Raw genomic sequence first — 22123 nt, forward strand, 5'->3', positions numbered from 1 at the left:
CTATTAAGCTTGATTGCTAGTAGTAGGTGTAATGGACGACGTATGCCCTTTAGAGTGGCGATATGGGAGTAACGAAATGCGACATTTATTTTCTAGAGATCATATAATAAAGACTAGAATAGACGTAGAAATAGCATTACTTAAAGCGTTACAAAAACTAGGTTATGTTACTGTCGATGATATAAAAAAGGTAATAGAAGAGTCAAATAATATAAGAATTGAGGAGATAGACAAATTAGAAGAGAAATTAGGTCATGATGTAATGGCAATGGTCGTGGCATTAGCCGAAAAGTCTGGCGATAGTGGGAAATTTATTCATTTTGGAGCTACTAGTTATGACATAGTAGATACGGCGTATGCAATTATATTTAGAGATGCAATTAACATTATATATAATAAATTAACTAAAATAATAGATAGACTAAGCGAACTATCAGATAAATACAGAAATACTATAATGGTAGGTAGAACCCATGGTCAGCACGCATTACCTATAACTCTTGGATTTAAATTTGCTAACTATGTCTACGAACTAACTAGATCCTTACTTAGAATACTAGAAAGTAAAGAAAGACTGATTAGAGGCAAGATGTCGGGCGCTGTAGGTACTATGGCAGCGTGGAACGGATATGGTATAAAAATAGAAGAATATGTAATGAAAGAATTAGATCTAGAACCTCATGTAATTTCTACTCAAATTGCGCCTAGAGACGGCTTTGCAGAAATAGTTTCCGATTTAGCTATACTAGGTTCTCAACTGGATCGATTAGCTCTAGAAATTAGAGAATTAATGAGACCAGAAATTTCCGAATTAAAAGAAGGAGTTGGAAACAGAATAGGTAGTAGTACTATGCCCCAAAAAGAAAATCCAGTTACTGCTGAAAAAATTAGTGGTTTAGCTAAAATTCTTAGAGGTTTTGTAGTTTCAGAACTAGAAAATATTCCATTATGGCATGAAAGAGATCTTACTAACAGTTCTTCAGAACGAATAATAATTTCGCATTCGTTTATAATAATAGACGAAATGTTAGACAGCGCACTAGAAGTTCTTAGTAATATAATAATTAACAAAGAAAATATGGAAAGAAACTTAAGTATATCTAATGGTCTTATAATGGCTGAAAGTCTAATGATAAATCTTACATTGAAAGGAATGCCTAGACATAAGGCGCACGAGTTAGTTTCTAGGCTCTCTAAAAATGTAAGACTATCTAATAAATCCCTTGAAGAAGTAGCGTTAGAAGATCCAACTGTAAGAAGTTTCTTTTCTGAGAGTGAAATAAAAAATATTCTAGATTATAGAAAATATTTAGGCCAAATTAATGATTTGATAGATAGATCACTAGAGTATTATAAGGACGTGTTAAATCGCGATAATTTAAAAAGTGTAAATGCAAAATGAAATATTGCCGCTGTAGCTCAGCTGGTAGAGCGCCGGCCTCGTAAGGTATATTACCAAGGTAGCCGGTGGTCGCGGGTTCAAATCCCGCCGGCGGCTTAAAGTGACCGATAATGAAACTAAAAGATCTAGGAGAACATAATTTTATCTCAGATATTATTTCAAAGTATTTGGGAAAAGATGTAAATTCGGACGTATTTATTCAAGGGAATAAGGTATATAAGCTGGATGGATTTCAGTTATCATATACTCTTCCTTTTATGGATTATTACGATATAGGTTGGAAAGCCGTTACTGGGACTATTAGCGACATTATATTTTCTTTAGCTTCTCCAAATATAGTAATGGTATCATTAGGTTTATCTAATGATATGGAAGTAAATGATGCAGAGAAAATTATCAAAGGTATTTATGACGCTTCTATTTATTATCACGCTAGATATGTAGGCGGAGATACTAACAATAGCTCCTCATCAGGTTGGATAGATGTTGCAGGTATAGGCGATTTGCTTTGCAACGAGCATCCACAAATAGATAAAGGAGATGTTATCGTTGTAACAAATAAGATTGGTTTTACGTCAAATTTTTTTATATCTTATCTATCTAATTTTAAAATACCTATTTTTCATGATTCACTAGTGAAAATTTCGCATCCAGTTGTAAATACACATTTACCAAGAGTATTACAAAGATTTTGTGGTGCGATATCCTATTCTACAGATATAAGTGATGGATTAGTAATTACATTATATAATATTATCCAAAGATTTAGTGTAGGCATAAAATTAGACAGAATACCTATAAATGACGTAATAGCTAATATGCTTAAAACATACGGATATAGCATTTTTGATATTTTAAAATTCTCTGGGGAAGAGTATGAAGGAATATTTGTAGTTAAAGAAAAGAATTATGAAGAATTTGTTAATGCGCTTAGCATAATAGGCTATAGTCCAATGGAAATAGGTAGAGTAGATGGCAGTAATAGCTTGATATACAACGATAAGAAGTTAAATGAGACCGGTTGGGATAATTTTAAGGGTTGGTTTTAACCAAATAAACCTTTTATTTGGAGAATATACTTAAATATATCATATATCAATTATAGCTTCAGATTTGTATGGCACAAGCAGAACAGACGAAAAATCAAGGATTTAGATTATTACCTGCTCCGTCAAAATTCGAAAATGGAGTAGTAAAATTTGGTGATAGAGAAATAAAAATTGGCGGGCCTTTGCCTAAGCTTGCTACTAATGAGAAGTTAATTAGGGTTACTCACTCATTATGTCCAGTATGCTATAGGCTTTTGCCAGCAACTATTTTTGAAAAAGACGAAAAGATGTATATAAGAAAAGTGTGCCCAGATCATGGAGAATTTGAGGATTTGTACTATGGAGACGTAGGGATGTACTATAAGTTCGATTACTGGGAATATGAAGGAAAAGGACCTAAGGTTCCTTATGTTGATCTTCAATCTCCATGTCCTTTTAACTGCGGTTTATGTCCAATGCATCATCAACACTCAGCTCTAGTCAATCTTGTAATAACTAATAGATGTGATCAAGCATGTTGGTATTGCTTTTTCTTTGCTGAAAAGGCCGGTTACGTGTTTGAACCAACATTAGACCAAATAAAATATATGGTAGATCAATTAAAGAGACAAGATATAACATTAGTTATTCAAGTTACTGGCGGAGAGCCTACATTAAGAGAGGATATAGTAGAAGTAATAAAATTACTAAGAGAGAATGGAGTAAAGCACATTCAGTTAAATTCCTGGGGAGGTACTTTCGCTAAATTGTATTTAGAAGATCCAGATAAGGCTATAAAATACGCGGTAGCTCTAAGAGAAGCGGGCGTAAATACCGTTTATATGAGTTTTGATGGTACTAACAGAAAGACTAATCCTAAGAACCATTGGGAAATTCCGTATACTTTAGAAGCGTTTAGAAGAGCAGGAATGACTAGTGTTGTTTTAGTTCCTACTGTAATAAAGACTGTAAATGATAATGATCTAGGCAACATTGTAAAATTCGCAGCAAAGAATCTCGATGTAGTGAGGGCTGTAAACTTCCAACCAGTTAGTCTCACAGGGATGATGAAAAGAAATATGAGAGCTAAATTCAGGATAACTATTCCGGAGGTTTTAAAGAATATAGAGGATCAAACAGATGGTGAAGTAACTAGAGATAGTTGGTACCCTATAGGTACTTCCGTAGTATTTTCAAGGCTAGTTGAAGCATTAACTGGCAAAGAACAATTTGAAATGGCTAACCATCCAAGTTGTGGAGCTGGAACATACATTTATGTAGAATGGAAGAATAATGAACCTCACTTTATACCTATATCAAAGTTTATAGACCTTGAAGGTTTGCTTGAGTACTTTAAAGAAAAAGCTGACGAGCTTAAGGAAGGTGCCAGTAAATATTGGGTTGGGATGAAAATACTAGCTAACATAAAGAAATTTATAGATAAAGAAAAAGGACCTAAAGACTTTGATGTATTTAAGATGCTTTACAGTGTAGTAATGAATCATAATTATGAGGCATTAGGCGAATGGCATTATAGAACATTATTCTTAGGTACTATGCACTTTATGGATCTCTATAACTACGATATACAAAGAGTGATGAGATGCGACATACATTATGTAACACCTGATGGTAGAGTAATACCATTCTGTACCTACAATGTTTTAAATGATTTATATAGAGACAAAGTACTAAAGGAATATCAAATTCCATTAGAGGATTGGATAAAGAAGTATGGAGAAAATAGTATAGGTGATTCAACAAAATATAAGAGGATGGCAAGCATGTTGGAAAAAGGCGAAATATATAAGGAGACATATAAAGGATTTATTTGAATTTTTTATATATTAAATGGATTTCATTATTACACTCGCATATTTTTGCATCTACTAGTTGTAACCTTGGAGACTCTTCACCATTAAAGCCTTCACCATTAGCCAAGTTAATTCCATTTCCAAATATTCTAGATGAGATAGTTACTCTGATCTCATCATAGCAATTTTCTTTAATAGCATTCCATATTGTATTACCTCCACCTTCTATCATTATTTTTCTTATAGCAAAATTTTCATATAGATCGTTCATAATTTTACATATGGTGATATTGTTGATAATTCGTACTATTATACCCCTAGATATTAGTTTATCTTTCAATATACAATTGTCTTTTTCTGTATATACTATTGTTTGAGGCGGTATTATAAAGATTTTTGAATTTATATCCAAATTAAAGGACTTTGATACTACAACTCTTACCGGATCTTTTCCTTTTACATATTTTAACTTCAGCGATGGATTGTCTTTTCTTACTGTATTTCCGCCAACTAGTACTGCATCTACTTCTGATCTTAGAATATGCTGTCTTATCTTATCATATTTGCAACTAAGTTCACTATAAAAATCCTTTGCTGCTAGCCTCCCATCTATAGAAACAGTGCTAAATATTATAATATATGGCTTATTCATTACTTATTCATTATAGCAAGGTTTTTAAACCAAACTCTGATATCACACTTATATCTGATTTTACAGTCTATACAACAAGTATAGCATACATTCATTTTTGTAATTTTACAGTATTTTAGAAGCCTAGGTCTACCACATGATTCACAGTTTTCTTCGTAAACCATTTTTATATCTTCCAGCAGTCTATATTGTCACATACTATTTTTATATTTTTATCCTCTATGCTTATTTTGGAGTTACCTATAAACATTATATTATTTAATCTTATAATAATTGAACCTAGTGTAGGGGTTTTTGTATTAAATATATACAGATTTTCTATAGTCTCAACATTCTTTCTTAATTCCATAAATACCTCACAGCTATCTATAGTTTGATTATTACAGTTTCCATGTCTTATAGAAATAGAATCTGGATAATGTGAAACTATTTTAGTTCCAAATATTCTATGTATTTCGCATGCTCCTCCTGCAGAATTCTTTAGACAACTTGTTAATATGATATAACTTAATTTATTCTTATCGACTATTATTTCTAAAATACTCCTTATAACATCATTTATATATTCTCCTGATGTAGAGTCTATCAATATATAATATGTTCCAAGATTAACTAAATAACAATTATCTCTAAAATTAGGTAAACCAATTTTATAAATATCTTTAGAAATTCTAGCAATGCTCATATAGTAAACAAGGCATTTATGTTAGCGATGTTTATAAGCTTACGTAGTGCATCTTCTTTAGCTACTATAGCTAATACCAATATGATATCACTTCCAGATTTTTTTAATAAATTATATGAAGTTAATATAGTTTTTCCAGATTTTATTACATCGTCTACTATTATTATTTTATCATTTTTGTTTACTAAGTCCTTCCTAAGATATAGGCTATTTATTACACCTTCACTTTCTTTTATATTTTCCTCATAATATTCCATCTGTATTGAGTCTTTATGCTTCTTTGCTATAATAAGAGGTCTATTTATAGTATCAGCTACCAGAGTAGCAAACGGTATTCCATTACTAGCTATTCCAAATACTTTTGTAACATTTTCTATTTTAGGTATCTTATTCAAGGTTATTTCAACCAAAATTTTAAGAATATTAGGATAAAAAAGAAGAAAAGATGTATCAATAAATCCATCATTATATATTCTTATTCTTTCCTTTACGAAATTGGTTAGAAATTCCTTATTTTTTATTTTATTTATTATATTATTATACTGTATTTCGCTAGGTATTGTAATACCATTCACGTATCTGCATAAAAGACTTTCTTGAATATTAAATAATGATGAGAGCTGTCTATATGTATAGACGTTCTTAAGTTCTCTTAAAATATCTATTATGAATAATCTTTCTCTGAGCTCTACATCTTTAGATTTAATCATTAAATTTATACTCCATATTGCCTAAGATTAAAATTGATGTTCGAGATATTAAGTGCTGAGTTGTGACGATAAACCCACGCTGAGAATTTTATAATCCTAGTCTTTTCCTGATAAGATTGTTGGTAAGTTGCGGGTCTGCTCTATTTCCAGTCTTCTTCATAACTTTTCCTACAAGATAATTTATAACCTTAGGATCATTTTTTGCAGCTATTGCGGCATCTTTTTCCTCCTCTATTACCTCCGATATCACTTTTTCAAGATATTCTTGATCTTTTACCGCTGTTAATTGTGATTTACTGATTATCTCTTTAGGAGACTCTCCATTTAAAATTAAATCTGGTAATATAGACTTTACTATTTTTATAGTTACAATCCCAGAATCAAGCATATTTAATAAATCTGCTATATTATTTGGTGAAGCTTTAGAATCTATTATTCTTAATTTTTTATCGTTTATCCATCGTAAATAGTCATTAACAAGTAAGTTAGCTAATTTTTGATAGTTTTTATATAATTTTGCAGTATTCTCAAATAAATCAGCTAGTGCTTTATCCATAACTAATACATTAGCTTCTTTAAATGATATTCCATATTGTTCAATAAACCTTTTAATTCTAGCATCAGGTAACTCTGGCATTTCTTTACTTATTTTATTTATATACTCTGTATTGATAGGGTACGGAGGTAAATCTGGATCTGGGAAATACCTATAGTCTTCTTCAGACTCTTTTGACCTAGTTGGTACTGTTACCTTTCTTTCAGAATCCCAATGTCTTGTTTCTCTTTTTATTTGAATTCCCTGAGTAACAGCGGCTTTTTGCCTAGCCACCTCGTATTTAATTGCGTCTTCTACATCTTTTATAGATCCTACATTTTTTACTTCTACTCTCTCTCCTCCTTCTATAGAAATATTTACGTCTGCTCTCATTGAACCTTCCATATTGCAATCACATACGTCTAAGTGCTCTAAAATAGATCTAAGTTTTTCTAAAAAATCTTTAGCCTCTTTATGATCCTCTATATCTGGTTCTGTGACTATTTCCAATAATCCAATTCCAGATCTATTATAATCTAATAACGTGTACTTACTAGTTAACATAGATCCTGTAGGATATATTGTCTTTGCTGGATCTTCTTCAATATTTATTCTTCTTATTCTAATAGTCTTGTTATTAATAATAATTTTTCCTGATTTAGCTATTGCCATACTACCTGGTCCATCATATTGAGAAATCTGATAGTTTTTAGCCATATCTGGATAAAAATAATGCTTCCTTGTGAATAGTAACGACGGAGCTATTTCACAATTTAACGCTATTGCAACCATTATGGCCTTATTTAAGGCTTCTTGATTTAAAACTGGAATTGCCCCAGGTAATCCTAAACAAACTGGGCAAACAACAGTATTTGGATCTCTTCCTATATAATCAGTAGGACAAGAGCAAAATAGCTTTGTCTTTAGCGTATTTAAATGAACATGAACTTCTAAGCCTATTTTTGTCATTATTATCTACCTTCTATAGTTTAAACGCGTTAGGTAATAATTCATCCAACTTATATTTAACTATCCTTTTATTCTTATCTAACGTTATAATCTCTATATCATTGGAAAATTCTTCCATTACTTGCCTACATGCTCCACAAGGCATCATACCATTGCCTTCTGAATTAATTATAGCTATTTTTTTGAATTTCCTTTCTCCACTACTTATTGCATTAAATATTGCAACTCTTTCAGCGCATATTGATAAGCCGTAGGAAGAATTTTCTACATTACAGCCTGTTATTATTTTCCCATTTTCAGTAAGAAGCGCAGCACCTACATTAATTTTAGAATACGGTGCATAAGAGTTTTGAGTAGCTTTTAGTGCAATTTCTATTAGTTCTTTATCCGAAGGATCTGTCACCTGCATCCCCTAGGCCTGGAAGAATATATCCTTTTGTATTAAGTTCTGGATCTATGGATATTGTAAATAGATATATATCTGGATATAACTCAAATATTCTTTTAAGTCCATACTGTGATGTTATTACTGACGCTATATACACTCTTTTGGGCTTATTTTTTATTACCTTATCTATAACCTTAATCATTGTACTAGCAGTAGCTATCATAGGATCGGCAATTATAACGTTATCAATACTTTCTCTAATATACGGTATTTTTTCGTAGAAGATATCTACTTCCATTTCTTTAGGAGGTTCTTTTTCTTCTGTTTCTCTCCGTTTTGCAGTTACTACGCCTTGTCTAGCAGCCGGAAATGCTTTTAATAGGCCTTCTACGAGCGGAGTAGCAGCTCTCAGAATATTAATTATTATGACATTTTCTAAGTCAGAGATTTTTACTCCTTTAGTTTTTACTCCTAAAGGAGTTTCAACGTCAATGATTTCGTAATCTAGAGTATTTGCTACTGCATAACCTATTAACCTGCCAAGTCTAACTAAACCTTTTCTGAAATTTATCTGATCTGTATTCTTATTTCTTAATTGAGTCAAAATATGTAATTCTAATGGATCTGATAATAAAAATAAAGGCATATCTTTACCTCTTAGTTGTTAGCTTTCTTGCTTCTCTTTCAGTCTCTCTAAGAATTACTATATCTCCTAATCTAACCGGACCCTTAATGTTCCTTGTTAGAATTCTACCCTTATCCCTACCTTCTAGTACTCTTACTCTAACTTGAGTTACTTCTCCTGTGACTCCCGTTCTATCAAGTATTTGTATAACCTCTGCTGGAAATCCAAATTCTTCTATTATAGACGAAGTTTGAGTTGGTTTTTCGCTCATTTCACACCACTATATTACCTTTAGCAATTCATTTAAATACTTCACTAAAAAAATTATGGTGAGATAGAATGCCATCAACTCATACTTGTAGTTATTGTGGAGGCAATATCCCAGCAGGGACTGGGTTAATGTATATAAAAAATGACGGTACTATATTATGGTTCTGTTCAAGTAAATGCAGAAAATATATGCTAAAATATCGTAGAGATCCTAAGAAATTTAAATGGACTTCATCTTATTCGAGGGTTAGATAAATGTCTATACAAAAAACTTTTGTAATGATAAAACCAGACGGAGTTAAACGAAAACTATCTGGCGAAATAATTCAAAGAATAGAGAAAAAAGGGTTGTCGATAGTAGGCCTAAAGATGGTTAGAATTTCTAAAAATAAAGCAGAAGAACTATATGCTGAACATAATGGCAAATCATTTTTTAAAGATCTAATAAATTATATTACATCTGGTCCAGTAATATGTATGGTTATTGAAGGAGACGAAGCTGTGAGTGTAATGAGAAAAATGATTGGAGCAACTGATCCAAAGGAGGCATTACCAGGAACAATAAGGGGAGATTACGCATTATCGAAATCAGAAAACGTTATTCATGCATCTGATTCTGAGGATAAAGCTAAAAGAGAAATTTCGATATTTTTTAATGATGAAGAAATACTAAACTTGAATATTCAAACCGTATAACGGATCTTCTGTTCTTTTTATATTTATAATCTCTTTTATTACGCTTTTCATATCCTCTGTAATTATATCTTTATAGTTACTAAACAATATTTCTAAATCTTCCTTTGGCACATCAGTATATAATTCTTCGCCTTCATCTATTTGTCTGCCTATCATTATGTTTCCTTTTATGGATAAAGCAACTTCCATACCCTCAGTAGCTTTATCTAAAGTCTTTTTATTATCTTGAATTTGCAGTACTTCGCCTACTCTTCTTCCATCTTTCTTCATTAAAGGATACTTTGGTTTTATTATACCACCAAGAACTTTAATCCCTACTATGACAGGATCGCTTCTTCTAAATACGTATCCAGGCAAAATTTTTATTTTAGCAGGCAAGACTAGTGTATCTAATGTCTTTCTCTTTCTCTTTTCCCTTACATCATTAATATATTTTTCAACATCGTCAATTAATTGATAAATGATATCGTTATAGATGATCTTAATCTTAGAAGATTCGACTCCAGGCAGAGGTTTTACTCTAAAAGCGGCTATTATGCCGTACTCTTCTGCTTCCTTACCAGCAAGTTCTGCTTCTATGATATCTCTTTTACTTATAGGCCCAATATCTGCTAGTCTTACTGGTATATTTCTCTTTTCTAAAGCTCCCACCAATGATTCTAGCGTACCTAAGCTATCTGCTTTTACGACAATCCCTGTAATATTTTTCTGGAATCTAATTTTAGAGATTTCTTCTTTGATTATTTTCTTATATTCATCAAGTCTACTTTCATTATCTACAGCATATAAGGGCGATCCAGCTACTGCCTCATCTAATCCAGTAGCCATTATTTTAACACCAGAAGCTGCATAGACTTCATCCACGCTTCTATAATCTGTCTTTGAAATTCTCATGTCTTGTAATGGCGCAGGTAAAAGTAAGTTTCTGACTTTAGTAACTATTACGTCATTAACGCCTCCTAAAACTATTGTATCATTTCTCTTAAGTATTCCATCATAAATTATGGTATCTATAGTATACCCATATCCTTGATCTTCTTTAACTTCTAATACTACTCCTTTGGCAGGACCTTCTACAAATCCAATTCTTGTTCTCATAAATCTTTGTGTTAAACCAGCTAATAGTGCCAATAGTTCAGGTACGCCTTCTCCTGTTTTCCCAGATACAGGAACTATCGCTATATATTGTGTAAAGTCTTTTACTCTGTCGAACCTTTCGGCGTTAAAATTTAATTGAGCCAATTGTAAAACTAAATTATATATGGCGTTTTCTAGTCTTTGCTGTACAGCTTTTGATTGCTTAGAAAATGATACTAGGAAAGGTTCATTATCGTAAGGTTTCCATCCGGGTATTCTATCTATTTTATTAGCTGCCACCAAGAATGGTACCTTTTTTTCCTTTAATATTTCTATAGATTCGTTAGTTTGCTTTTGAAAACCTTCCATTATATCCACTACTAATATCGCTATATCTGCGACGCTTCCTCCTCTTCTTCTTAAGTTAGAGAATAATTCATGTCCAGGTGTGTCTATAAATAATAAACCAGGAATTTCTAATTTAACTGGAATTATATTTTTTAAAGGCTCTGAAAGTTTTTCTATGACTGAACTAGGAACAAAGCTTGCACCTACTTCTTGCGTCATCTCTCCAGGTTCCTTTTTAACTATTGCTGTTCCTCTTATCTTATCTAAAAGCGTAGTTTTACCATGATCTACATGACCTAATACTACTACTATAGGCTGTCTAAATCTTCTAGAATCTTTACTCATAGAATTCACCTACTGTTAATTTAATTATCAAATCTTTTACTTTTCATAGTTATTATTTTTAAGCTAGTATTTCACTTCAATATAATGTGATTCTCTTTTGGTAGATTATGACAAGTTAGCTGTAGAAACAGCATCAAAGTATAAAGGTAAAATACAAATGATCCCAAAAGTACCTGTAAACTCTATTGATGATTTCTCTATTTTATACACTCCTGGTGTAGCTGCAGTATCTAGAGCAATTAATAAAGATAAGAATCTTTCTTTTCAGTATACTTATAGATGGAATGCTATAGCTATTGTAACTGACGGTACAAGAGTATTAGGCTTAGGAAATGTTGGTCCAGAAGCTGCTATGCCAGTTATGGAAGGTAAATCTTTACTTTTCAAATATCTTGGCGGAGTTGATGCAATTCCTATTACTCTTGGAACAACAGATGCAGAGAAAATTATAGATACAGTAAAAATTCTAGAACCGTCGTTTGGCGGAATTAATTTAGAAGACATAGAATCTCCTAAATGTTTCTATATTTTAGATAAATTGAAAGAAGAATTGCAAATTCCTGTTTGGCACGACGATCAACAAGGTACTGCTGGCGCTACATTAGCAGGATTAATGGGAGCGTTAGAGGTGGTTGGGAAAAAAGCTAATGATATAAAAGTAATTCTTTTTGGGACTGGAGCTGCTAATATAGCTACTGCTAGACTTCTTAATAAATACGGAGTTCCTTATAAAAATATGATATTAATAGACTCTTCTGGAGTACTTTATAAGGGTAGAAATGACGAGGATGCTATAAAAGAGGAAAATGTCTGGAAATATGAATTATTGAAGGAAACTAATAAAGAAAAGATAACTACGATTGAAAAAGCGTTTGAAGGAGCCGATGTATTAATAGCAGCTTCAAAACCTGGTCCTGGTACAATTGATTCTTCTCTAATTTCGAAGATGAACAAAGACGCTATAGTTTTCGCTTTAGCCAATCCAGTTCCAGAAATTTGGCCAGAGGAAGCAAAGAAGGCCGGTGCTAGAATAGTAGGTACTGGAAGAAGTGATTTTCCAAATCAAATAAATAATTCACTAATATTTCCTGCCGTATTTAGAGGAGCTCTAGATGTAAGAGCAAAGACTATTTCAGATGAAATGGTAATAGAAGCCGCTCGAGAATTGGTAGCCTTTGCTAGAGAAAAAGGTTTAAACGATGAGTACATAATTCCTAAAATGACCGAATGGGAAGTATTTCCTAGAGTAGCTGCTACAGTAGGTTTAAAGGCTATTCAGTTAGGTCTATCAAGAATTACACTAAGTTATGACGAGCTATATACTAATGCTAAGTCGATGATAGAAAACGCTAGAAAGCAAATGAAAATGCTAGCTTAAATTTTTATATTCTTGAAAGTATAGGCTTTTTATCATACATTATTTAGGTGTATCATATGCGTTCAGTTTCTAAAAAAATAGATCCTAGGGTTCATCAGTTGGTTCCAAAACATGAGATTCTTCCCATAGAGGAGGCTTATAAAATGCTCAAGCAACTTGGTATAGGTCCAGAGCAATTGCCTTGGATAAGAGCTTCTGATCCAGTTGTGCATGCAATTGGAGCAAAGCCTGGCGATATAATTAAAATTACAAGAAAAAGTCAGACAATAGGAGAATCAGTAGTTTATAGATATGTTATAAGTGGGTGAGAAAAATGCTCAGCATTGATGATAGGTGGGAAATAGTAGAGGCATACTTTAAGTCTAGAGGATTAGTAAGGCAACATTTAGATTCGTTTAATGACTTCATTAAAAATAGATTGCAAGAAATTATCGACGAACAAGGAGAAATAGATACGGAAATACCAGGACTTAAAATAAAATTAGGTAAGATTAGAGTAGGAAAACCTAGAGTTAGAGAAGCTGATAGAGGAGATAGAGAAATAACTCCAATGGAAGCTAGACTAAGGAATCTAACATATGCTGCTCCAATATATTTAACAATGATTCCTGTTGAGAACAATATAGAAGGAGAACCAATAGAAGTTTACGTTGGCGATTTGCCTATAATGCTTAAGTCTATAGCAGATCCTACGTCAGATTTGCCTGCAGAAAAATTAATAGAAATAGGCGAAGATCCTAAGGATCCTGGAGGATACTTTATAATAAATGGCAGTGAGAGAGTTATTGTAACACAAGAAGATCTAGCTACGAACAGAGTTTTAGTAGATGTTGGAAAGGCAGGGTCTAATGTTACACATACTGCAAAGATAATATCTAGCACGTCTGGATACAGAGTTCCTATAACTCTTGAAAGATTAAGAGATTCCACTATACATATATCATTCCCTGCAGTACCCGGTAGAATACCTTTTGTTATACTAATGAGAGCATTAGGAATTTTAACAGATAGAGACATAGTATATGCAGTTTCTTTAGATCCTGAGATACAAAACGAACTTTTGCCTTCCATAGAGCAAGCTAGTTCTATAACTACAAGAGACGATGCGCTAGACTTCATTGGAAATAGAGTTGCTATAGGCCAAAAAAGAGAAAGTAGAATACAAAAAGCTGAACAAGTATTAGATAAATACTTTTTACCTCATATAGGGACTTCTCCTTCAGACAGAATTAAGAAAGCCTATTATATAGGTTTTGCAGTATCTAAGATTCTCGAACTTTACTTAGGGAGAAGAGAAGCTGACGACAAAGATCATTACGCTAATAAACGTCTTAAATTAGCTGGAGATTTATTTGCAAGTTTATATAGAGTAGCATTTAAGGCATTTGTAAAAGATTTAGTATATCAATTGGAAAAATCTAAAGTAAGAGGAAGAAGGCTAGCCTTAAACGCACTAGTAAGACCAGATATTATATCTGAAAGAATAAGACATGCATTGGCAACAGGAAATTGGGTAGGAGGTAGGACAGGAGTAAGCCAACTTTTAGATAGAACAAACTGGCTATCTATGTTAAGTCATCTTAGAAGAGTCATATCTTCCTTAGCAAGAGGTCAACCTAATTTTGAAGCTAGGGATCTTCATGGAACTCAGTGGGGAAGGATGTGCCCATTTGAGACTCCAGAAGGTCCAAATAGCGGATTAGTAAAGAACTTGGCCTTAATGGCACAAATATCTGTAGGAATAAATGACAGAGTAGTAGAGAAGGTTCTTTACGACTTAGGAGTAGTTCCAGTTGATGAAGTCATAAATAGAATAGAAGAAGGTGAGGAAGATGCTTCTACGTATTCTCAATGGAGTAAGGTAATTTTAAACGGTAAACTTGTTGGGTACTATCCAGATGGTGATGAGTTAGCAAAGAAAATAAGGGAAAAGAGAAGAAATGGCGAAATAAGCAATGAAGTAAATTCAGCATTCCTTTCTACTGAATATTACAACGAAGTTTACATAAACTGTGATAGTGGAAGAGTTAGAAGACCACTAATAGTAGTAAAAGACGGAACTCCATTAGTTACCAAAGAAGACGTTGAAAAATTAAAAAGAGGCGAGATGTCATTTAATGAACTCGTTGACCAAGGGAAAATAGAATTCTTAGACGCTGAAGAAGAGGAAAATTCATATATAGCATTAGATCCAGATAAATTAACTTCAGAACATACTCACTTAGAAATATGGTCTCCTGCAATATTAGGAATTACAGCGTCTATAGTCCCATATCCAGAACATAACCAGTCTCCTAGGAATACATACCAATCAGCCATGGCTAAACAAGCTCTAGGTCTATATGCTGCTAACTATCAGCTTAGGACAGATAGTAGAGCACATTTACTTCATTATCCTCAAAAACCTATAGTTCACACTAGAGCTCTTGAAGCTGTTGGATATAATGATAGACCAGCAGGAAGTAATGCTATATTAGCAGTAATGTCATTTACTGGATATAATATGGAAGATGCAATAATAATGAATAAATCTTCAGTAGAAAGAGGAATGTTCAGATCAACCTTCTTTAGATTGTATTCAGCGGAAGAAATTAAATATCCTGGTGGCCAAGAGGATAAAATTGAAAAGCCAGAAGAAGGATTAAAGGGCTATAAGGGGAAAGAGTATTATGAGCTGTTAGACGATAATGGAATAGTGCCTCCTGAAGTTGAGGTTAAAGGCGGAGATGTACTAATAGGTAAAGTAAGTCCACCTAGATTTTTGCAAGAATTTAAAGAACTTTCACCAGAGCAAGCTAAGAGGGATACGTCAATAATAGCTAGACATGGAGAAAAAGGAATAGTTGATTTAGTATTAGTTACCGAAACTGCAGATGGAAATAGACTTGTAAAAGTTAGAGTTAGAGATCCAAGAATACCAGAATTAGGAGATAAGTTTGCAACTAGACATGGGCAAAAAGGAGTTATAGGAATGTTAATATCGCAACCAGACATGCCATATACAGTAAAAGGAGTAGTTCCTGATATAATTTTGAATCCTCATTCTTTACCATCTAGAATGACGTTAGGCCAGATTATGGAAGCATTAGCAGGAAAATATGCCGCATTATCTGGGCACGTAGTAGATGCTACGCCTTTCTACAGCAAGCCAATAGATGAGTTACAGAATGAGATACTTAAATATGGATATTTAAAGGATGGATCTGAAGTTGTATATGATGGAAGAACTGGACAGAAGATAAAAGGCAGAATCTTATTCGGTATAGTTTATTATCAGAAACTTCATCATATGGTTGCTGATAAAATGCATGGAAGAGCTAGAGGTCCAGTTCAAATACTAACTAGACAGCCTACTGAAGGAAGAGCTAGAGAAGGCGGATTAAGATTTGGAGAAATGGAAAGAGACTGCCTAATAGGTTATGGAGCCGCTATGGTAATAAAGGATAGACTATTAGATAACTCAGACAAAGCCACAGTGTATGTCTGTGAACAATGTGGATATATAGGTTGGTATGATAGAAATAAAAATAAGCTAGTATGTCCAATTCATGGCGACAAGACAAACTTGTATCCAGTTACAATTTCATATGCTTTTAAGCTCTTATTGCAAGAGCTTATGAGCATGGTAATCTCTCCTAGGTTAATTCTAGGGGATAAAGTAGATATTAATGGTGATCATAATGAGTGAAAAAATAATAAAAGGTATAAAATTTGGTATTTTATCTCCTGACGAAATAAGAAGAATGTCAGTAACGGCAATAATCACACCAGATGTCTATGACGAGGACGGTACTCCGATAGAAGGAAGCGTAATGGATCCTAGATTAGGAGTTATAGAGCCCGGACAGAGGTGTCCTACATGTGGGAATATGATAGGTAGCTGTCCAGGACATTTTGGTCATATAGAATTAGTTAGACCTGTTCTGCATGTTGGTTATGTAAAACATATTTATGATCTTCTTAGGGCCACATGCAGACGTTGCGGAAGAATAAAAATGAGTGAAGATGAGATAGAAAGATATTCTAGAATTTATGCAGCTATTAAAAAAAGATGGCCGTCTGCTGGTAAAAGAGTTATTGATTATGTTAAGAAAACATCTATGAAGGCTGCTGTATGTCCACACTGTGGAGAAAAACAGCTTAAAATAAAGCTTGAAAAACCTTATAATTTTTATGAAGAAAGGAAGGAAGGAGTTGTTAGACTAACTCCAGTAGATATTAGAGATAGATTAGAAAGAATACCAGATTCTGACGTGGAATTACTAGGTTATGATAGACAATCTAGTAGACCAGAATGGATGATTCTTACAGTCCTACCAGTGCCTCCAATAACTATAAGACCTTCTATAATGATAGAAAGCGGAATAAGAGCTGAAGATGATTTAACTCATAAATTAGTAGATATAGTAAGAATAAATGAAAGATTAAAAGAGAGTATAGATGCAGGTGCACCTCAGTTAATAGTAGAAGATTTATGGGATTTATTACAGTATCATGTTGCTACATATTTTGATAATGAGATTCCTGGACTTCCTACTTCTAAGCATAGATCTGGAAGACCATTAAGAACATTAGCACAAAGGCTAAAAGGAAAGGAAGGAAGATTTAGAGGTAACTTATCGGGTAAAAGAGTTGACTTCTCTGCAAGAACAGTAATTTCACCAGATCCAAATATTAGTATAGACGAAGTAGGAGTTCCAGTGGATATTGCCCAAATATTAACAGTTCCAGAAAAGGTAACTAAATGGAATATTGATAGATTAAGAGAATATGTCATTAACGGTCCAGACAAATGGCCAGGGGCTAACTATGTTATAAGATCTGACGGTAGGAGAATAGATTTAAGGTATGTTAAAGACAGAAAAGAATTTGCGTCTACATTAGCGCCAGGTTTTACAGTAGAAAGACATTTAATTGATGGAGACGTTGTAATTTTTAATAGACAGCCTTCTCTACATAGGATATCTATGATGGGACATAAGGTTAGAGTACTTCCAGGTAGAACGTTTAGGTTAAATCTTTTAGTGTGTCCACCATACAACGCAGACTTCGATGGAGACGAAATGAATTTACATATTCCACAATCAGAAGAAGCTATTGCTGAAGCTAGAGAAATAATGATAGTTCATCGTAATATACTAACGCCTAGATATGGGGGGCCTATAATAGGTTCAGCACAAGACTACATAAGCGGAGCATATTTGCTTACAGTAAAAACTACATTAATAAGCGAAGAAGAAGTAGAGACTATACTTGGCGTAGCCGATATTCATAAAGAACTGGGAGAGCCGGCTATTCTAGCTCCAAAAAGAATGTACACAGGAAAACAGATCTTAAGTTTATTCTTACCCGAAGATTTCAATTTTCATGGTCAAGCCAATATATCCAGTGGTCCAAGAGCATGTAAAGACGAGGATTGTCCACATGACTCCTTTGTTGTAATAAAAGAAGGTAAACTCTTAGAAGGTGTATTTGATAAGAAAGCATTAGGAAACCAACAGCCTGAAAGCATTCTACATTGGCTTATACGAGAATATTCAGAGGATTATGCGTTATGGTTAATGGATAATATCTTTAAAGTATTTGTTAGATATATTGAGTTGCATGGACTTACGATGACATTAGACGATGTTACAATTCCACAAGAGGCTGTGCAAAAAATAGCTGAAAGATCTAAACAAGCTAATGAGGAAGTTTCACAACTTATTGAAAAATACAATAAAGGTGAATTGGAGCCGATTCCTGGTAGAACGATAGAAGAAAGCCTAGAGAATTATATATTGGATTCCTTAGATAAGTTAAGAAACGACGCTGGAGAAATAGCTACATCATACTTAGATCCATTTAATAATGCTTACATTATGGCAAGAACAGGAGCTAGAGGTAGCGTACTTAATATAACGCAAATGGCAGCAATGCTAGGTCAACAATCAGTAAGAGGAGAAAGAATATCTAGAGGATATTATAGAAGGACTTTGCCTCATTTCAAACAAGGCGATATATCTCCAGAAGCTAGAGGTTTCGTATATTCCTCGTTTAGAATTGGGTTAAATCCTATAGAAGTGTTCTTCCACGCTGCAGCAGGTAGAGAAGGTCTAGTAGATACTGCAGTAAGGACGTCTCAAAGTGGATATATGCAAAGGAGACTAGTTAATGCACTGTCAGATTTAAGAGTTGAATATGATGGTACTATAAGGACATTATATGGCGAGATGATCCAGGCATTATACGGTGGTGATGGAGTGCATCCAATGTATAGTGCTCATGGTAAGACAGTAGACGTAGATAGAATTTTGGAACGCGTAGTTGGTTGGAAGAGGTGATTATGTATGATTCAAAAAGATGTAGAACAATATATGGACGAACAATTATCTAAAATAAAAGATATTGTTCCGAGTACAGTAGTAGATAAGTTAAAGAAGAGTATAGAGAACTATCCAGTAGAAATTACAAAAGACGAAATAGATAAGATAATAGAGCTAGCAATAGCAGATTATAAGAACTCTCTTATAAATCCGGGTGAAGCGATAGGCGTAGTAGCAGCTCAGTCAATAGGCGAGCCAGGTACTCAGATGACATTGAGAACTTTCCACTTTGCAGGCGTTAGAGAGCTTAACGTAACTCTAGGATTACCTAGATTAATAGAGATAGTAGATGCAAGGAAGACTCCTTCAACTCCCATGATGACTATTTATTTAGATGAAGAATATAGAACAGACAAGAGTAAGGCTCTTGACATAGCTAGAAAACTTGAATATACTAAAATTGAAAGTGTAGTAGACTCAACTAGTATTGATGTAGCATCGATGTCAATAATAATTCATTTTGACGAAGATATGTTAAACGACAAAGGTGTAACAATAGATGATGTAGAAAAAGCAATTAAGAAGTTAAAATTAGGCGATTATGTAATAGACAAGCCAGACGAATTAACTTTGTCCATTTCTTTCCAAAATCTAGATAATATAACAAGTTTGTTTAAAGCTAGAGAAAGAATTTTAGGAACTAAAATTAAGGGAGTTAAAGGAATAAAGAGAGCTATAGTTCAAAAACGTGGAGATGAATATGTAATAATAACTGATGGATCTAATTTAGAAGGTATCCTAGGTATAAAAGGTATAGACGTAAGTAAGATTGAGACCAATAATCTTCATGAGGTTGAAAATGTGCTAGGAATAGAAGCTGCAAGAGAACTGATAACAAAAGAAATAAAGAAAGTTTTAGATGAACAAGGTTTAGACGTTGATTTTAGACATATAGAATTAGTGGCAGACATAATGACCAGAACTGGAGAAGTTAGACAAATAGGAAGGCACGGTGTTACTGGCGAGAAAACTAGTGTATTAGCTAGAGCAGCATTTGAAGTTACAGTAAAGCATTTGCTGGACTCCTCAGCTAGAGGAGATTTGGAAGAGTTTAGAGGAGTAGTAGAAAATATTATTATTGGGCAACCCATTAAACTAGGAACTGGAATGGTAGAGCTCTTGATGAAACCCGCGTTAAGGTGATAATATGTCTCAAAATATAACTTTTGAAACAGAATTAAAAAATCTTTTAAAATCAGGTAAAGTTATTTTTGGAAGTAAAAAAACATTAAAGAAACTAAAACTTGGTAAAGTTAAAGCAATTATAGTAGCATCTACATTAAAGGGCGATATTATGAATGATATAATACATTATGCTAAAGTTTCTAGCATACCTATATACAAATATCCAGGCAGTGGATGGGACTTAGGTACATTAGCTGGTAAGCCTTTTATGATTTCTACAATAGGTGTTGAAGATCCAGGAAATTCAAGAATACTTGATATAGCAAAGCTAGTAAGTTAAGGTGGTAATATTTGCCTGAAATTAAACTTACTCAAGAAGAAATGAATTATATGTCACTTTTTCAAGATGTTACTAAAGTTACAGTAAGGGATTGTATTATAGATACTGAAAATAATAGAATAATATTTTTAGTCGATCCTCAATTTATGGGAATTGCTATAGGAAAAAGTGGCTTAAATGTAAGAAAATTAAGGAAAATTATAGGTAAAGATGTAGAAATAGTAGCATATAGCGAAAATTTAGAAGATATGGTAAAAAATTTAATGGCTCCTGCTAGAGTTAGAAGCGTAAAAATAGTAGATAGTGATTCGAAAAAATCAGTATATATTACTGTAGATCCACAAGACAAAGGTTTAGCAATAGGTAAAAGTGGTAAAAATGTTACTAGGGCTAAATTAATTTTAAAAAGATATATGGATATAGACTCTGTAGTTATAGTTTAAGAGGGTGTAAAATTGTCAGGAAAATCTCCTAAAGGTTTATTTGCAGCCAGGAAACTAAAGCTTAAAAGATTAAAGTTTAGATGGAGTCAAAGAACTTTCAAAACTAGGGTACTACAGCTTAAGAAACGTTTCGATCCGTTAGAAGGATCCCCTATGGCTAGGGGAATAGTTCTTGAAAAAGTAGGTATAGAATCTAGGCAGCCTAATTCTGCAGTAAGAAAATGCGTAAGAGTTCAACTAGTTAAAAATGGTAGAGTAGTTACGGCATTTGTACCCGGAGACGGTGGTGTTAACTTCATAGACGAGCACGACGAAGTAGTAATAGCAGGAATAGGTGGAACGTTAGGTAGATCAATGGGTGACTTACCCGGAGTTAGATTTAAGGTTGTAATGGTTAACGGAGTTTCCTTGGACGCTTTATATAAAGGAAAGAAAACAAAGCCGGTAAGATAGGCTATTTCTTTTGTTGTTCCCTGTCTTTTTCTTGGTCTTCAACAAGCTTTTTCTTTACAAATATTGGTTTATTTGATACTAGCGCGAGATATATTGCATGGCTAGGTATCATTCTCTTTTGAATAATTACTCCATCAAATTTCAACTCTATAGTAGCTATATATACTGTATCCATTATATCGTCTATAATAACTTTATTTATATGCTTACTAAGTTCCTCGGTAACCTCAGGTACAAAAGAGATTACGTCATATATTGTTTCTCTTTTATCTAAAGATATATTCTCTTCAGTTTGTTTCTTAATCTTGTTTATCGCTAGTACGACCTCCGCTGGAACATAAAATAGATCAAATTCCCTACCATCTTCTAAATAACATACTATTACAGATATTCCATTGATAGGATAAAAGAAAGCATCTACATTATTGACCTTTACGTACTCATTTTGTTCTGACATCAATATATTATATTCCCT

22 protein-coding genes and 1 tRNA gene are annotated in these 22123 nt (G+C 33.3%); 14 read left to right on the forward strand and 9 right to left on the reverse strand.

Features of this window, described 5'->3' with window-relative positions:
• The first annotated feature begins 31 nt into the window (after positions 1-31).
• The 4 genes from purB (at position 32) to tes (ending at position 4265) form a co-directional block, all read left to right on the forward strand.
• Positions 32-1402, forward strand: coding sequence for an adenylosuccinate lyase (gene purB, locus DFR85_RS23515; protein ID WP_110271823.1), 1371 nt, complete (start codon positions 32-34; stop codon positions 1400-1402).
• Between the two features lie 6 nt (positions 1403-1408).
• Positions 1409-1498: transfer RNA gene (locus DFR85_RS23520), tRNA-Thr, on the forward strand.
• Positions 1499-1512: 14 nt separating this feature from the next.
• Positions 1513-2451, forward strand: a complete 939-nt coding sequence (locus tag DFR85_RS23525) for a thiamine-phosphate kinase (protein ID WP_110270369.1) — start codon at positions 1513-1515, stop codon at positions 2449-2451.
• 68 nt (positions 2452-2519) lie between these two features.
• The gene (tes, locus tag DFR85_RS23530) at positions 2520-4265 is read left to right on the forward strand and encodes a tetraether lipid synthase Tes (protein WP_110270370.1); all 1746 of its coding nucleotides are present in this window, start codon (positions 2520-2522) and stop codon (positions 4263-4265) included.
• Here the strand turns inward: tes and DFR85_RS23535 are convergent.
• From DFR85_RS23535 to DFR85_RS23565, 7 genes are all read right to left on the reverse strand, one after another.
• Entirely contained in the window at positions 4258-4896 is a 639-nt protein-coding gene (locus DFR85_RS23535) for a 2,5-diamino-6-(ribosylamino)-4(3H)-pyrimidinone 5'-phosphate reductase (protein WP_110270371.1), read from the reverse strand. The two genes, tes and DFR85_RS23535, sit on opposite strands and share 8 nt — an antisense overlap.
• 166 nt (positions 4897-5062) lie before the next feature.
• Positions 5063-5581, reverse strand: coding sequence for an MBL fold metallo-hydrolase (locus tag DFR85_RS23540; RefSeq protein WP_110270372.1), 519 nt, complete (start codon positions 5579-5581; stop codon positions 5063-5065).
• Entirely contained in the window at positions 5578-6291 is a 714-nt protein-coding gene (locus DFR85_RS23545; protein WP_110270373.1) for a phosphoribosyltransferase family protein, read from the reverse strand. Before DFR85_RS23545 ends, DFR85_RS23540 begins: the two co-directional genes overlap by 4 nt.
• Positions 6292-6379: 88 nt before the next feature.
• Positions 6380-7795, reverse strand: a complete 1416-nt coding sequence (gatB, locus tag DFR85_RS23550) for an Asp-tRNA(Asn)/Glu-tRNA(Gln) amidotransferase subunit GatB (RefSeq protein ID WP_110270374.1) — start codon at positions 7793-7795, stop codon at positions 6380-6382.
• A 13-nt stretch (positions 7796-7808) separates the two neighbouring features.
• Positions 7809-8204, reverse strand: coding sequence for a cytidine deaminase (gene cdd, locus DFR85_RS23555; RefSeq protein ID WP_110270375.1), 396 nt, complete (start codon positions 8202-8204; stop codon positions 7809-7811).
• Complete coding sequence (upp, locus tag DFR85_RS23560; RefSeq protein WP_110270376.1) at positions 8179-8829, reverse strand: uracil phosphoribosyltransferase; 651 nt, start codon at positions 8827-8829, stop codon at positions 8179-8181. The genes cdd and upp overlap by 26 nt, the downstream gene beginning before the upstream one ends.
• A 4-nt stretch (positions 8830-8833) precedes the next feature.
• Complete coding sequence (locus DFR85_RS23565) at positions 8834-9079, reverse strand: 30S ribosomal protein S28e (protein ID WP_110270377.1); 246 nt, start codon at positions 9077-9079, stop codon at positions 8834-8836.
• A gap of 68 nt (positions 9080-9147) precedes the next feature.
• Between DFR85_RS23565 and DFR85_RS23570 the strand changes: the two genes are divergently transcribed.
• Together DFR85_RS23570 and ndk are read left to right on the forward strand one after the other, a co-directional pair.
• Positions 9148-9333 carry a 50S ribosomal protein L24e gene (locus DFR85_RS23570; protein ID WP_110270378.1) on the forward strand — a complete coding sequence of 62 codons (186 nt, stop codon included), beginning with the start codon at positions 9148-9150 and terminating at the stop codon, positions 9331-9333.
• Complete coding sequence (gene ndk, locus DFR85_RS23575; RefSeq protein WP_110270379.1) at positions 9334-9774, forward strand: nucleoside-diphosphate kinase; 441 nt, start codon at positions 9334-9336, stop codon at positions 9772-9774.
• Here ndk and infB read toward each other — a convergent pair.
• Positions 9748-11544 (reverse strand): translation initiation factor IF-2, encoded by a 1797-nt coding sequence (gene infB / locus DFR85_RS23580; protein WP_110270380.1) that lies wholly within the window; start codon positions 11542-11544, stop codon positions 9748-9750. The two genes, ndk and infB, sit on opposite strands and share 27 nt — an antisense overlap.
• A 157-nt stretch (positions 11545-11701) precedes the next feature.
• Here infB and DFR85_RS23585 point away from each other — a divergent pair, with 157 nt between their 5' ends.
• From DFR85_RS23585 to DFR85_RS23620, 8 genes are read left to right on the forward strand one after another with little or no spacing between them, the layout of a single operon-like run.
• The gene (locus DFR85_RS23585; RefSeq protein ID WP_110271824.1) at positions 11702-12922 is read left to right on the forward strand and encodes an NAD(P)-dependent malic enzyme; all 1221 of its coding nucleotides are present in this window, start codon (positions 11702-11704) and stop codon (positions 12920-12922) included.
• Positions 12923-12978: 56 nt separating this feature from the next.
• Positions 12979-13230: a DNA-directed RNA polymerase subunit H gene (locus tag DFR85_RS23590; protein ID WP_110270381.1), complete on the forward strand. Its 252-nt coding sequence runs from the start codon at positions 12979-12981 to the stop codon at positions 13228-13230.
• Positions 13231-13235: 5 nt separating this feature from the next.
• The gene (locus tag DFR85_RS23595) at positions 13236-16610 is read left to right on the forward strand and encodes a DNA-directed RNA polymerase subunit B (RefSeq protein ID WP_110271825.1); all 3375 of its coding nucleotides are present in this window, start codon (positions 13236-13238) and stop codon (positions 16608-16610) included.
• A complete protein-coding gene (rpoA1, locus tag DFR85_RS23600) occupies positions 16603-19245 on the forward strand; it encodes a DNA-directed RNA polymerase subunit A' (protein ID WP_110270382.1) in 2643 nt (880 codons plus the stop codon). The genes DFR85_RS23595 and rpoA1 overlap by 8 nt, the downstream gene beginning before the upstream one ends.
• A 6-nt stretch (positions 19246-19251) precedes the next feature.
• Entirely contained in the window at positions 19252-20430 is a 1179-nt protein-coding gene (gene rpoA2 / locus DFR85_RS23605; RefSeq protein ID WP_110270383.1) for a DNA-directed RNA polymerase subunit A'', read from the forward strand.
• A 4-nt stretch (positions 20431-20434) separates the two neighbouring features.
• The gene (locus tag DFR85_RS23610) at positions 20435-20752 is read left to right on the forward strand and encodes a 50S ribosomal protein L30e (protein WP_110270384.1); all 318 of its coding nucleotides are present in this window, start codon (positions 20435-20437) and stop codon (positions 20750-20752) included.
• Positions 20753-20763: 11 nt separating this feature from the next.
• Entirely contained in the window at positions 20764-21195 is a 432-nt protein-coding gene (locus DFR85_RS23615; RefSeq protein WP_110270385.1) for a NusA-like transcription termination signal-binding factor, read from the forward strand.
• 12 nt (positions 21196-21207) lie between these two features.
• Positions 21208-21648, forward strand: a complete 441-nt coding sequence (locus tag DFR85_RS23620; RefSeq protein WP_110270386.1) for a 30S ribosomal protein S12 — start codon at positions 21208-21210, stop codon at positions 21646-21648.
• 1 nt (position 21649) lies between these two features.
• On the opposite strand, the gene DFR85_RS23625 is transcribed toward DFR85_RS23620, so the two are convergent.
• Positions 21650-22105, reverse strand: a complete 456-nt coding sequence (locus DFR85_RS23625; protein ID WP_110270387.1) for a bifunctional nuclease family protein — start codon at positions 22103-22105, stop codon at positions 21650-21652.
• Between the last annotated feature and the right edge of the window lie 18 nt (positions 22106-22123).

This window comes from Acidianus brierleyi, assembly GCF_003201835.2.
Classification (GTDB): Archaea; Thermoproteota; Thermoprotei_A; order Sulfolobales; family Sulfolobaceae; genus Aramenus; species Aramenus brierleyi.

Coding starts and splice junctions, on each gene's coding strand:
- rpoA2 (WP_110270383.1), top strand. CDS start 19,252: ATGATTCAAAAAGATGTAGAACAATATATGGACGAACAATTATCTAAA.
- DFR85_RS23525 (WP_110270369.1), top strand. CDS start 1,513: ATGAAACTAAAAGATCTAGGAGAACATAATTTTATCTCAGATATTATT.
- DFR85_RS23585 (WP_110271824.1), top strand. CDS start 11,702: ATGATCCCAAAAGTACCTGTAAACTCTATTGATGATTTCTCTATTTTA.
- DFR85_RS23540 (WP_110270372.1), bottom strand. CDS start 5,581: ATGAGCATTGCTAGAATTTCTAAAGATATTTATAAAATTGGTTTACCT.
- tes (WP_110270370.1), top strand. CDS start 2,520: ATGGCACAAGCAGAACAGACGAAAAATCAAGGATTTAGATTATTACCT.
- DFR85_RS23570 (WP_110270378.1), top strand. CDS start 9,148: ATGCCATCAACTCATACTTGTAGTTATTGTGGAGGCAATATCCCAGCA.
- purB (WP_110271823.1), top strand. CDS start 32: ATGGACGACGTATGCCCTTTAGAGTGGCGATATGGGAGTAACGAAATG.
- DFR85_RS23610 (WP_110270384.1), top strand. CDS start 20,435: ATGTCTCAAAATATAACTTTTGAAACAGAATTAAAAAATCTTTTAAAA.
- DFR85_RS23535 (WP_110270371.1), bottom strand. CDS start 4,896: ATGAATAAGCCATATATTATAATATTTAGCACTGTTTCTATAGATGGG.
- DFR85_RS23625 (WP_110270387.1), bottom strand. CDS start 22,105: ATGTCAGAACAAAATGAGTACGTAAAGGTCAATAATGTAGATGCTTTC.
- cdd (WP_110270375.1), bottom strand. CDS start 8,204: ATGCAGGTGACAGATCCTTCGGATAAAGAACTAATAGAAATTGCACTA.
- DFR85_RS23595 (WP_110271825.1), top strand. CDS start 13,236: ATGCTCAGCATTGATGATAGGTGGGAAATAGTAGAGGCATACTTTAAG.
- DFR85_RS23565 (WP_110270377.1), bottom strand. CDS start 9,079: ATGAGCGAAAAACCAACTCAAACTTCGTCTATAATAGAAGAATTTGGA.
- rpoA1 (WP_110270382.1), top strand. CDS start 16,603: ATGAGTGAAAAAATAATAAAAGGTATAAAATTTGGTATTTTATCTCCT.
- gatB (WP_110270374.1), bottom strand. CDS start 7,795: ATGACAAAAATAGGCTTAGAAGTTCATGTTCATTTAAATACGCTAAAG.
- ndk (WP_110270379.1), top strand. CDS start 9,334: ATGTCTATACAAAAAACTTTTGTAATGATAAAACCAGACGGAGTTAAA.
- DFR85_RS23545 (WP_110270373.1), bottom strand. CDS start 6,291: ATGATTAAATCTAAAGATGTAGAGCTCAGAGAAAGATTATTCATAATA.
- DFR85_RS23590 (WP_110270381.1), top strand. CDS start 12,979: ATGCGTTCAGTTTCTAAAAAAATAGATCCTAGGGTTCATCAGTTGGTT.
- upp (WP_110270376.1), bottom strand. CDS start 8,829: ATGCCTTTATTTTTATTATCAGATCCATTAGAATTACATATTTTGACT.
- infB (WP_110270380.1), bottom strand. CDS start 11,544: ATGAGTAAAGATTCTAGAAGATTTAGACAGCCTATAGTAGTAGTATTA.